Source organism: Rossellomorea sp. GQ25 (assembly GCF_059758515.1).
Genome location: NZ_JCAXEQ010000003.1, coordinates 205521 through 217381, shown reverse-complemented (window position 1 = coordinate 217381; position 11861 = coordinate 205521). Strand labels below are relative to the sequence as shown.

Annotated in this window: 12 protein-coding genes; all 12 read right to left on the bottom strand. The window is 44.2% G+C overall.

The window, feature by feature from the left end:
- Positions 1 to 54: 54 nt before the first annotated feature.
- The 12 genes from hisG to uvrA all read right to left on the bottom strand — a co-directional run bounded on the left by hisG (position 55) and on the right by uvrA (position 11856).
- Complete coding sequence (gene hisG, locus AC6CIB_RS11855; RefSeq protein ID WP_498280912.1) at positions 55 to 678, bottom strand: ATP phosphoribosyltransferase; 624 nt, start codon at positions 676 to 678, stop codon at positions 55 to 57.
- A complete protein-coding gene (locus AC6CIB_RS11850; RefSeq protein WP_498280910.1) occupies positions 675 to 1862 on the bottom strand; it encodes an ATP phosphoribosyltransferase regulatory subunit in 1188 nt (395 codons plus the stop codon). The genes hisG and AC6CIB_RS11850 overlap by 4 nt, the downstream gene beginning before the upstream one ends.
- Positions 1863 to 2419: 557 nt before the next feature.
- Complete coding sequence (locus tag AC6CIB_RS11845; protein WP_498280908.1) at positions 2420 to 2959, bottom strand: acyltransferase; 540 nt, start codon at positions 2957 to 2959, stop codon at positions 2420 to 2422.
- The gene (gene ppaX / locus AC6CIB_RS11840; protein ID WP_498280906.1) at positions 2956 to 3606 is read right to left on the bottom strand and encodes a pyrophosphatase PpaX; all 651 of its coding nucleotides are present in this window, start codon (positions 3604 to 3606) and stop codon (positions 2956 to 2958) included. The genes AC6CIB_RS11845 and ppaX overlap by 4 nt, the downstream gene beginning before the upstream one ends.
- Positions 3578 to 4543 (bottom strand): nucleoside recognition domain-containing protein, encoded by a 966-nt coding sequence (locus AC6CIB_RS11835; RefSeq protein WP_498280904.1) that lies wholly within the window; start codon positions 4541 to 4543, stop codon positions 3578 to 3580. The genes ppaX and AC6CIB_RS11835 overlap by 29 nt, the downstream gene beginning before the upstream one ends.
- Before the next feature lie 19 nt (positions 4544 to 4562).
- Positions 4563 to 5399, bottom strand: coding sequence for a prolipoprotein diacylglyceryl transferase (gene lgt, locus AC6CIB_RS11830; protein WP_498280902.1), 837 nt, complete (start codon positions 5397 to 5399; stop codon positions 4563 to 4565).
- A 27-nt stretch (positions 5400 to 5426) separates the two neighbouring features.
- Positions 5427 to 6362: an HPr(Ser) kinase/phosphatase gene (gene hprK, locus AC6CIB_RS11825; protein ID WP_148995385.1), complete on the bottom strand. Its 936-nt coding sequence runs from the start codon at positions 6360 to 6362 to the stop codon at positions 5427 to 5429.
- A 361-nt stretch (positions 6363 to 6723) separates the two neighbouring features.
- On the bottom strand, positions 6724 to 7080 hold the full coding sequence (locus AC6CIB_RS11820) for a phage holin family protein (protein WP_324745413.1): 357 nt from the start codon (positions 7078 to 7080) through the stop codon (positions 6724 to 6726).
- Positions 7080 to 7283 (bottom strand): PspC domain-containing protein, encoded by a 204-nt coding sequence (locus AC6CIB_RS11815; RefSeq protein ID WP_498280900.1) that lies wholly within the window; start codon positions 7281 to 7283, stop codon positions 7080 to 7082. The genes AC6CIB_RS11820 and AC6CIB_RS11815 overlap by 1 nt, the downstream gene beginning before the upstream one ends.
- Positions 7284 to 7304: 21 nt before the next feature.
- A complete protein-coding gene (locus AC6CIB_RS11810; protein ID WP_498280898.1) occupies positions 7305 to 8432 on the bottom strand; it encodes a DUF4097 family beta strand repeat-containing protein in 1128 nt (375 codons plus the stop codon).
- 22 nt (positions 8433 to 8454) lie between these two features.
- The gene (locus AC6CIB_RS11805; protein WP_113970834.1) at positions 8455 to 8769 is read right to left on the bottom strand and encodes a magnetosome magnetite crystal formation protein family; all 315 of its coding nucleotides are present in this window, start codon (positions 8767 to 8769) and stop codon (positions 8455 to 8457) included.
- 213 nt (positions 8770 to 8982) lie between these two features.
- A complete protein-coding gene (uvrA, locus tag AC6CIB_RS11800) occupies positions 8983 to 11856 on the bottom strand; it encodes an excinuclease ABC subunit UvrA (RefSeq protein ID WP_498280896.1) in 2874 nt (957 codons plus the stop codon).
- Between the last annotated feature and the right edge of the window lie 5 nt (positions 11857 to 11861).

The following is an 11861-nucleotide window of genomic DNA, read 5'->3' as shown; positions in this document are numbered from 1 at the left end:
CTTTATAAGTGTGTTAATCCTGTATCGACCTGCTCCAGGCAAGGTCCGTCCCTCTTACCCGATGATGCGTGTCAGCCGGGTGACGAGGTCTTCGATTTTTTCGTCTTTCATACGGTAGCTGACGGGATTGACGATGAGTCTGGAGGTGATGTCGACGATGGTTTCGTATTCCACCAGTCCATTTTCCTTCAGGGTTCTTCCCGTGGAGACGATATCGACGATGCGATCAGCGAGCCCGATTAAAGGAGCGAGCTCAATGGATCCGTTTAGTTTAATGATTTCCACTTGCTCGCCCTGCTCCCTGAAATAGGATGACGCAACATTCGGATATTTTGTTGCGATTTTCGGTGCCACATCACTCATTTTTGTATTCGGCAGTCCTGCGACCGCCAAGTAACAACCACTGATCCGCAAATCAAGCAGTTCATATACGTCACGCTCTTCTTCCAACATAACGTCCTTCCCGGCAATCCCTAAATCAGCGACTCCATGCTCCACATATGTCGGAACATCCATCGGCTTTGCCAGGATAAATCGTAAATCCTCCTGGGGAACTTCGATGATCAACTTCCTCGAATCATCGAATTCAGGCGGCAAATTGTAATCTGCTTTCCTTAATAGTTCCACGGCTTCTTCAAATATCCTGCCTTTGGGCATGGCAATGGTTAACGCACTCATGATATTTCACCGCCTTTTCGATCCTGTCCTACAACGAAGTGCACATTGCTGAAGCCCTTCGTAAACTCGTCCACATCCCCTACGCCCTTCCAGTTCTGTAGCACCACTTTGACTCCTTCACTTCGCAGCTCTTGGGCCAGACCGATAGCCTCTTTCCTGCGCTCATCACTGAAAAGCACGCATTGCTGAAGGGTGGAAGTTAACTCAACCTGCATCGCTTCAAGCACATAATCGAGACGCAATCCAAAACCTGTCGCACCGGAGTTCTTTCCGAATTTTTCAAGTAGCTTATCGTAGCGGCCGCCATTTCCGATCGCAAACCCTACATTTTCTCCGTACACTTCAAATAAAATACCGGAATAGTAACTCATGTGGCTCACCAGACTCAAGTCGAACTTCACATATTGCTCCACTTCGTAATCTTTTAAAATACTCCACAGATCTTTCAGCTGTTCTAAAGCATGCAGTCCTTTTACCCCTTCTAAAAGAGAATGGGCTTCACCCAGCACACTTTCTGACCCCCGTAATTGCAGGAAACGGAACAATCTCTGTTTATCGATGGATGAAAGAGCCAGTTCATTGACATGTTGGCGATATCCAACATAATTCTTCTCATATAAGTATCTTCTTAACGTATCCGCCCGTTCTTCTGTCCCTACAATTTGAGTGAACAGCTCCTGCACAAATCCGATGTGGCCTATGGAAATCTTGAAATGTTCCAAGCCTGCTTCTTTTAAAACCGATACCATCAGCGCAATTACCTCAGCGTCGGCACTGACTGAGTCGTCACCGATACATTCAATTCCCACTTGTTCAAATTCTGCCGGACGCCCGCCTTCCCGCTGCTGGGCTCTGAACACAGAATTCGAGTAGGCCAATCGCAGCGGCGCTTCGTCCTTTAATAATTTTGACGCGGCAATCCGGGCAATCGGCGCTGTCATATCCGGTCTTAACACGAGGGTGTGACCCTGTTGATCCAGAAGCTTGAATAGCTGCTGATCTAATATCGCCGATGCCTCACCAACTGTTTCATAATATTCAAGGCTGGGAGTCTCAATAAACTTGTAACCCCACAACTTCATCGCCTGTTCCATTTTCTTTTTCGTCAGACCTTTGATTTCGTATAAATCAGGAAATGTATCTCTCATTCCCAATGGCTTCTCGAACATAAATAACTTAGTCATAAGAACCACCTTTGGCGTATTAATTCATCTATTTTTCCCCGATTAAGGGATTGCTACTAAATCTCGATTATTCAGAAATACTTTAGTTCGCTAATGTGCTAATAAAATAAAGTTATTTGTAGTGTAGCGTTTCTTTTTTTATTCGTCAACCGTTTGATTTTGTGGATTTTTTTGAGGGGATTGGATTAGATTTAGTAAAGCACTGCTAATCTTTTTCAAAGTTAGTGCTCTAGCACTGTTCCAATAGCATACTGCTTGATTGGAAGGGGATTCGCTCCCTTTCCGCGGACTGGGCAAGCCACCTCGCTTCGCTGGGGGGTCTCGCCCAGTCCGTTTTTCCGCAGGAGTCTCGCAAATCCCCGTCCAATCTATATGAGGTAGCGATGAACAGTGCTAACGTTCATTTGGATAAGAAAAGAATCAGCAAATGAATACTTCTTTCGGTTTATCTGCTATTCGCCAAATTCCGCCGCTCTTCCAACACGCACATCCAGGTCCCACAACGTTCATCCAAACAAAAAAGGCAAAGATAGATTAATCTATCTTTGCCTTTTCCCTTATTCTTCTCTTTTCAATCCGTAGATTGCATCTTCTCGCCAGCGTGCGGCCAGTTCGTCTTTGGTGTAGATGATCCGCATGGGATTTCCACCTACGAACGCTCCTTCCGGGACGTCTTTATGTACGAGAGTTCCTGCCGATACGATGGCTCCGTCGCCAATCTGAACGCCCGGTAATATCGTGGTGTTGGCCCCGATCATCACTTCCGATCCGATTTCCACATCTCCTAATCGATATTCTTTGATCAGGTATTCATGGGCCAGTATCGTCGTATTGTACCCGATGACTGTATTACGCCCAACCGATATTTTCTCTGGAAACATCACGTCAAGCATCACCATCAGGGCGAATGAGGTGTGTTCACCGATCTTCATCCTCAAAAACGTTTTGTACAGCCAATTTTTCATTCCCAGAAAGGGTGTGTACCTTGCCAGTTGAATTACGATGAAATTTTTGACGACCTTCCCGAAAGGAACGGTTTTGTAAACATGCCAGAGAGAATTTGCTCCTTCTACAGGGTAGCGGGTCGTTCGTCTCATGTAGTAGGAACTCCAACAATCGGTAATAAGTCTTTCATATTATCCAGCATGAAGTCCGGTTCGTAGTGAGCCAGGTGCTCTCTTCCCTTCGCACTCCACGCGACACCTGCCGATAGCACTCCTGCATTTTTCCCCGCTAAAATGTCGTGGTGATTGTCCCCGATCATGATTGCTTCTTCAGGCGAGGATCCCAATGCCACGAGAGCTTTCTCAATCGGTTCAGGATGCGGCTTCGCGTTCTCCACTTCGTCCAGGGTGATGATGACTTCAAAGAACGAACGAAGATTCATAAGGTCCAGTCCCTTTAACACAACATCACGGACTTTCGTTGACACAATCGCTAATTTATATCCATTTTCGTAAAGGGCTTGAACGGTTTCATACACCCCTTCAAACTCAGTTACAAGTGTGTCATGATGCTCATGATTAAAAGCACGGTAGTGGGCACACATTTCTTCCATACGGTCGGGGTCCAACCCTCCAAATGACTCCTCTAACGGTGGTCCCATAAAAGGATGAACGTCCTTTTCCTCATAATGCCCTGGATAATAATGATTCAATGTATGCAAAAAGGAAGAAATGATTAATTCATTGGTGTTGATCAATGTTCCGTCTAAGTCAAATAATATTGTTGTAATCCTGCTCATAATGTCTCTCCTTTTCTTTCTTTGCATCGACCCTGTTCCAAATGTAGGCCACCGCCATCGTTAACAAAATCGCTGTGACCAGCCTGATGATCAGGAGGGGCAGCACAGGGATGCCGAGAGGGATGAAGATTAACGTATCCTCCACCACGGCGTGACATGCGACTAAAAAGATGAAGGCAATCGTGACATCCTTCTTACTCACTCCATCTTCTTTTACCGCCTGGATCATGACTCCTGCTCCGTATGCCAGCCCGATGACGAGTCCCGCTACCATCGTGGATGATGTATTTGCATTCATACCAAGCGCCCGTGTGGCAGGGGACATCCAGCGTGAAAAAACATCCATCCACTTCAGATCTTTCATCACTTGTATAATCATCATAAGAGGAATGACGATAAGAGCTAATTGCAGGACACCAAATCCTGCTTTTTCAAAGCCCATCAGAATGATTTCTCCCCACCCGTTCGGCTCAGCTTGTTGTGGAGGCATCATTCCGTACTTGGCGATTTCAGATCCACCGTTCCAAACCAGATTAATGACAACTGCCGATACCAGTGCCAATCCGATCCTAACAGCGACAATCAGCCAAATCTTCACGCCCACCTTTGCGGCTACGGTTGATTCAATGAACAAATTATGAGAGAAGGAGAGCATCACCGCAATGATGAATACTTCTTTCACCGTTAAATCAAGGGATAGGATTCCACCTATTCCTGCGTACAAGTTAAGAAAATTCCCTAATACAAGAGGAATGGCCGCATCACCTGAAAGCCCTATAAGTTTCATAAATGGAGAAATCTTCTCCATGACCCAAGGAAGGACAGGTGTGTATTGAAGCAAAAACACGATCAGCGTGATTGGAAAGATGACCTTTCCTAGTGACCACGTTGTTTTCAAACCTGTAAGGCCGCCATTTTTCAAAGATGACATCCACATACTCCCTACTCTCCTTTTGTTAAGCGTTTACGCTATCCGTCTTTTCATCGTATGCCTTCTTCGCAAGGCCGGCTTTTCTTCTGTAAAAGAAAACACCAATCGCTGCAATGATAAGGACAATGGAAATGACTTGAGCGAATCGTAAAGACCCCATCATCAGACTGTCTGTTCTCAATCCTTCAACAAAAAATCGACCGATGGAATACCAAATCACATATGTTAAGAACAGTTCTCCACGACGAAGACTGCTTGCTTTTCTTCTCAAGACAAGAAGAAGAATCAATCCGGCAAAACTCCAAAGTGATTCGTATAGGAATGTAGGGTGATAGTACGCTCCATTAATATACATTTGATTAATGATGAAATCAGGAAGCATCAGGTTTTCAAGAAACCCACGGGACACCTCTCCACCATGGGCCTCCTGGTTTACAAAGTTACCCCAGCGACCGATTGCCTGACCTAAAATAATGCTCGGTGCCGCAATATCAACGAGCTTCCAGAAAGACAGCCCTTTTATTTTGGCAAACACAATCGTAGTAAGGACAGAACCGATTAACGCACCATGAATGGCGATTCCACCATTCCATACTTTAATGATATCCCCGGGGTGATCGGCATAATAATTGTCCCACTCAAAGATGACATAATAAGCACGGGCACAAATGATCGCGATGGGAATGGCCCAAACGAGCAAATCGATGAATGTATCGGGATGAAGACCGAGTCGTTTGCTTTCACGAATGACTAAATAGAGTCCTAATGCGATTCCAAGTCCGATGATGACACCGTACCAATGTACTTGGATCGGACCGAGTGAAATGGCAATGGGATCGATTGGCGTAATGTTCTCGTTCATTTTGTCTCTCCTTTTTTTTCATTAAGATTAGATATCTTCATTCTCTCCATCTTCAATCACATCAGACAATCGGTTTGTAAATTGCTCTGCTGCATTTACGCCCATACGTTTCAGACGGAAGTTCATGGCAGCCACCTCAATGATAACTGCGAGATTTCGTCCAGGACGAACAGGTACGGTGTATTTTGTAATATCCGTATCGATAATTTTCATCGTCTCCTCTTCTAGTCCGAGACGGTCGTACTGTTTCGTTTTATCCCATAGCTCGAGATTGATGCAAAGGGTAATACGCTTATGGCTGCGGACCGCTCCTGCACCAAATAACGTCATGACATTGATGATCCCCAAACCGCGGATCTCAAGCAGATGTTCAATCAATTCAGGAGAACTGCCGATTAGCGTATCCATGTCTTCCTGGCGAATCTCGACACAATCATCTGCTACAAGGCGATGACCTCTTTTCACTAGTTCAAGAGCAGTTTCACTTTTACCAACACCGCTTTTCCCTGTGATCAACACTCCGACTCCATAAATATCCACCAGTACACCATGGATCGCCGTTGTTGGGGCAAGCTTACTTTCCAGATAGTTTGTCAGCCTCGAAGAGAATCGTGTTGTTTTCATCGAAGAACGCATGACAGGAACATCATAACGATTTGATGCTTCCACTAGCTCAGGCGGAATCTCCAGGTCTCTGGAAATGATGATACCAGGTGTGATATCTGTACATAGAGCTTCCATTCTGCGCTTACGTTCGGCTTCATCTAATAGCTCCAGAAAAGACAACTCGGTTTTCCCTAATAATTGTATCCGCTCTGCAGGATAGTAGTTGAAATAACCAGCCATTTCCAAGCCTGGACGGGAAATGTCACTCGTTGTGATCGGTCTATGTAAACCTTCTTCTCCACCGACAAGCTCTAATTTAAACTTCTCGACAATATCTTTTGTGCGGACCTTTGCCACATACAGCTCCTCCTTCACATTACACTCGCTTCATATTTATAAACGATTCTTACTCTAACCTATTTTAGCAATTATAGAGAAAAGCGCAAGGCAGCTTACTTGTGACAGACAAACGGGGATGCTATTACTCTAATATTGAATATTGTACCTATTCCTTTAAATAGGCTATTATCAAACATTACCATTAAATGAATAGTGGTTTATTTCCCCTGCTGGATCCTCGCTTTCCGCGGAACGGGCGGTCAGCATCCTCGTCATCTGATGCTGCGGGGTCTACAGTACTTCAATTTCAGGTATAGTAACAACTCTTTTTATCCATAAAAAAACTCCGGCTCATGTTTCAAGCCGGAGTCTTTTTCTATTACTTCTCCTTCATCGGATCCATCACGGTTTTTTGAATCACCAGGTTGGCAAGGGACAAAATGATCGATGCCAGAAAAGCCATGCCAAAACCGGATAACTCAAAGCTGCTTCCCATCAGACCATCCGTTAACAGTAACGTAATGGCATTAATGACGAAGAGAAACAGCCCCAGAGATAAAATCGTCACCGGCAGAGTCAGGATAATCAAAATCGGTTTGACCAGAACATTCAGTATCGAAAGAATAAAGCTGGCACCTATTGCTGCCCCGAACCCAGATACTTCAAATCCTTCAAAAAATCCTGCCAATGCAATAAAGATTACGGCATTGATTAAAATTCCAATAATCCATCTCATTATTTGATGGCTTCCTCCTCATTTGGCAGCACGAAGCCCAATAAACCGTAAACGATGGCCAGAGGAAAGAATCCCGTCGGAATGAGCAGGATGATGAAAATCACCCTAAGAATCGTTGAATCGATCCCCACATAACGGGACAAACCTCCAAGCACCCCGGCGAGCTTTCTGTCAGACCTTGATCGTGCTAATTGTTTTCTCATCATTATTCCTTCTTTCTCATCTTATGCGTTGTCCTTATTAACATTCTTCTGTTCATACTTTTTTATGAGGACAGATCCCGCTTTTGTTTCCGCAAAAAGATGAAGCTTATCGTCTGAATCGGTTTTACGACTGAAACGAATCGACTTTTGGACTACTTCATTTTTTTCCTCTAGTACATCAATACCCTGCAACTCAAGCTTAAAACCACCGAAGTTTGATTTTGCCTCTCCGGAAATGTTGATGTTTTCAGGAACGAGTAAATCAATGTTTCCCGTTACCGTTTTTGCGTGAAGCGTATCGGCTTTCTCCCCCGTCAAGGCACAAACGACGTTTCCGTTCAGGGATTGCACATCTGAATACGAGATATCCCCTTCTACATGGACCTTGCCATTAATGGATTCAGCTTCAACCCGGTCTGCTTTCACGTTCAAAATTGAAATCGCACCGTTGGATGTTTCCACTTCGGCTTTCTTGGCTATAAGGTGATCGATATGGATCTTTCCATTAGCAGCTTTGGCACGAAGATCCTGGACATCTATATGCCCTGCCTTTAACCCTCCATTAAATAAACGGACAGAGATCCTTTTATATTGATGCTTTGGAATGTAGAGTTTAGAGTCCACTTTCATCCATTTTAACTGCGTCGAGTAATACAGTGTATCCCCGTCTACAGCAAAGGACGTATTCTCCATGAACTGCTTTCTGGCTTCTTCATGATCTTCCGTACGATAAACTTTCGCCTCACATTCCACCCGGACTTCCTCACCATCCCAGGGGATCAGTTCCACTTTCCCATTGGCCACGTCTACATCGATTTTCTCGAAATCCGTATTAGGCTGTTGATACACATGAGACAACTCCACCGGTTGATTCCACTGAAAGTCAAAATCAAAATTCTTAATCTTGTTCAACGCAGTATTCATGAAATCTAGAAGCTTATCTTTCGGATTGCCCGAATGAGTAGAGTGTTCTTGCTCACTCTTTTTACCCTCTTGAAAGATGGACACAAATTCATCCAGAAAATCCTTTTCTTTTGCCTTTGATGTATTTGGCTTTTGATCGAGTGCTTCCAATAATGCCACTGCTTCCTGTGCCGAAATCGTCCCATTTTCCAACATATCCAAAATGCGTTTTCGTTCTTCATTCATACTCTTTCATCCCCTTTATTGATTATAAAAGTACTTTAATGCCTTTATACACATTCCAAATGACAACGACAACACTAAGTAATATGGCTAAACCGATCATGATGACGGTGAATATCGGCAATCCCGCACCACTCGCGAAAACACCCATATCCAAAAACAAACCTGCAATCACAAGGGGAACCGCAACGACCGGTAATAAGTGGGATAAAAAGGCTGCTTTTGCGTCCTTTTTCACATAAGGATTATCTGATACAAAATAAACGATCAGCGGAAAAAGGAAGCCTGCAAAAAATATACTAAAATAGCATAGGGCTGATAATACCTTATTGGTCTCCATCTTCATCATCTCCTCTACTATTATTTACGATACGTGAAGCAAAAGGTTTCAATGCATTTGTTTACAATCTTATTTTCACATAATGGAAATGTTATTCACTCCATCTTGAGGCTGAATTTGGGTAGGTATGGAGTTGTGGTTTTGGTTGGTGGATTGAAATGGGAATTGTGTTTTAGTTAAAAAGAGAGATGCACTATGCATCTCTCTCCATCATTAATACGTCACTTCTTCTTTTTCCCGGATCTTCTTCTTCATCCGTTCACGATCTCGCTCAAGCACAGGTTTCAGGTACTTACCTGTGTAGGAACCTTGTACTTCAGCCACTTTTTCAGGGGTTCCGCTTGCAACAATCGTACCACCTTTGTCTCCACCTTCAGGACCAAGGTCTACAAGGTAATCGGCTGTTTTAATAACATCAAGATTGTGTTCGATGACGAGAACAGTATCTCCGTTTTCAACAAGGCGTTGAAGAACAACTAAGAGTCTTGCGATGTCATCCACATGAAGTCCAGTTGTCGGCTCATCTAAAATGTATAGGGAGCGGCCAGTAGAACGACGATGCAATTCTGAAGCAAGCTTCACACGTTGGGCTTCTCCCCCTGATAACGTAGTGGCTGGCTGACCTAAAGTGATGTAGCCAAGTCCAACATCAAAGATGGTTTGCAGCTTACGTTTGATCTTCGGAATGTTTTCGAAGAATTTCACTGCGTCTTCGACTGTCATCTCAAGTACATCAGAAATATTTTTATCTTTGTATTTCACTTCAAGTGTTTCCCGGTTGTATCGTTTCCCATGACAAACTTCACATGGAACATACACATCAGGAAGGAAGTGCATTTCGATTTTGATGATCCCGTCTCCGCGACATGCTTCACAACGTCCGCCTTTAACATTAAAGCTGAAACGGCCTTTTTTATAGCCACGAACTTTCGCTTCATTGGTTGTGGCAAATACATCCCGGATATCATCGAATACCCCGGTATAAGTAGCCGGGTTGGATCTTGGGGTACGACCGATTGGTGATTGATCGATATCAATGACCTTATCAAGGTTTTCAATCCCCTTCACTTCTTTATGCTCACCTGGTTTTGATTTCGCATTATGAAGCTTTTGAGCCAGTGACTTATGCAGGATTTCATTGATCAACGTACTTTTACCGGATCCCGATACTCCAGTTACCGCTGTAAAGATTCCTAATGGCAGCTTCACTTTGACATTGTTCAGATTATTTTCTTTCGCTCCCACAATCTCTAAGTACCGGCCATCAGGTTTACGTCTTTCCTGTGGTAGAGGGATGAACTTCTTTCCTGAAAGGTACTGACCCGTTAAAGAGTTCGAGTCATCCATCACTTCTTGTGGTGTTCCTGCAGAAACCACTTCGCCCCCATGAACACCCGCTCCAGGTCCGATATCGATGAGGTAGTCAGCTGCCATCATCGTATCTTCATCATGCTCGACTACGATCAAGGTGTTTCCTATTTCTCTCATGTTCTTTAAGGTGTCGATCAGTCGGTCATTGTCCCGCTGGTGCAATCCGATGGACGGCTCATCAAGAATGTAGAGGACCCCCGTCAGACGGGAACCGATTTGAGTCGCTAAACGAATTCGTTGAGCTTCTCCCCCCGATAGCGTACCTGCCGCCCGGCTTAATGTGAGGTATTCAAGTCCAACGTTGACCAGGAATCCGAGTCGTTCACGGATCTCCCTCAAAATAAGATTGGCAATCTTCATATCTTTTTCCGATAGCTCGAGCTTATGAAAAAACTGCTCTGCTTCTTCAATCGAAAAGGCCGTTACTTCCCCTATATGAAGAGAGTCTACTTTTACTGCCAGGCTCTCTTCTTTCAAACGGTGGCCATTACAGGTTGGACAATCCTGCTGAGCCATGTATTTCTCCATCTGTTCACGGATATAATCAGAGCTTGTTTCACGGTAACGGCGCTCAACATTCGGGGTGACTCCCTCGAAACGAAGATAGTTTTCTCGTACTTGACCAAAATCGTTCTCGTAACGGAAGTAAATCTCATCCTTGCCCGATCCATATAAGACCTTATCCATTTGTTGTTTCGGAATATCCTTTACAGGCATATCCATCGGAATCTCATAATGATCACATACGGCCTTAAGAAGAGACGGATAGTATTGGGAGCTTGTCGGTTCCCACGGAGTAATCGCATGTTCATCGAGAGTACGATCCCAATTGGGAATCACAAGCTCCTTATCGACCTCAAGCTTTGTTCCTAAGCCGTCACAACTTGTGCAGGCACCGTATGGACTATTGAAGGAAAACATTCTCGGCTCCAGTTCCGTTATGGAAAATCCACAGTATGGGCATGCGTGATGCTCACTGAATAAAAGCTCTTCTTCCCCAATTACATCGATGATCACTTGACCGTCTGCCAATCTAAGTGCAGTTTCAAGTGAGTCAGACAGACGTGCTGCAACACCTTCCTTCACGACGATTCGGTCAATAATCACTTCGATGGAGTGCTTTTTATTTTTTTCCATCGAAATTTCTTCCCCAAGATCCTGGACTTCACCGTTGATACGTACTCGAACAAACCCTTGTTTCTTGATTTCTTCAAGGGTTTTCACGTGAGTTCCTTTACGGCCTGATACAACTGGTGCCAGTACTTGAAGCTTAGTTCTTTCAGGGTACTCAAGAATACGGTCAACCATTTGTTCAATCGTTTGGGAGGAAATTTCGATCCCGTGATTCGGACAAATTGGTTTTCCAACTCTAGCGAATAGCAGTCTGAGGTAATCGTAAATTTCGGTTACCGTCCCTACAGTCGAACGTGGATTACGACTCGTTGTCTTTTGATCGATGGAAATCGCAGGGGACAATCCCTCGATTGCATCGACATCAGGCTTATCCATTTGACCTAAAAATTGACGGGCGTAAGCAGAAAGGGATTCGACATAACGTCTTTGTCCTTCTGCATAAATGGTATCAAAGGCAAGGGATGACTTACCTGAACCCGAAAGCCCCGTTAAAACAACCAGTTTATCCCGGGGGATTTTAATATCTATATTCTTTAAATTATGAGCTCTAGCTCCTTGTACGATTATTTGATCTCGCGCCATATTTC

Bases quoted from the DNA above. Each gene is read 5' to 3' on its own strand.
- hisG (WP_498280912.1), bottom strand. From the start codon at position 678: ATGAGTGCGTTAACCATTGCCATGCCCAAAGGCAGGATATTTGAAGAA.
- AC6CIB_RS11850 (WP_498280910.1), bottom strand. From the start codon at position 1,862: ATGACTAAGTTATTTATGTTCGAGAAGCCATTGGGAATGAGAGATACA.
- AC6CIB_RS11845 (WP_498280908.1), bottom strand. From the start codon at position 2,959: ATGAGACGAACGACCCGCTACCCTGTAGAAGGAGCAAATTCTCTCTGG.
- ppaX (WP_498280906.1), bottom strand. From the start codon at position 3,606: ATGAGCAGGATTACAACAATATTATTTGACTTAGACGGAACATTGATC.
- AC6CIB_RS11835 (WP_498280904.1), bottom strand. From the start codon at position 4,543: ATGTGGATGTCATCTTTGAAAAATGGCGGCCTTACAGGTTTGAAAACA.
- lgt (WP_498280902.1), bottom strand. From the start codon at position 5,399: ATGAACGAGAACATTACGCCAATCGATCCCATTGCCATTTCACTCGGT.
- AC6CIB_RS11820 (WP_324745413.1), bottom strand. From the start codon at position 7,080: ATGAGATGGATTATTGGAATTTTAATCAATGCCGTAATCTTTATTGCA.
- AC6CIB_RS11815 (WP_498280900.1), bottom strand. From the start codon at position 7,283: ATGAGAAAACAATTAGCACGATCAAGGTCTGACAGAAAGCTCGCCGGG.
- AC6CIB_RS11810 (WP_498280898.1), bottom strand. From the start codon at position 8,432: ATGAATGAAGAACGAAAACGCATTTTGGATATGTTGGAAAATGGGACG.
- AC6CIB_RS11805 (WP_113970834.1), bottom strand. From the start codon at position 8,769: ATGGAGACCAATAAGGTATTATCAGCCCTATGCTATTTTAGTATATTT.
- uvrA (WP_498280896.1), bottom strand. From the start codon at position 11,856: ATGGCGCGAGATCAAATAATCGTACAAGGAGCTAGAGCTCATAATTTA.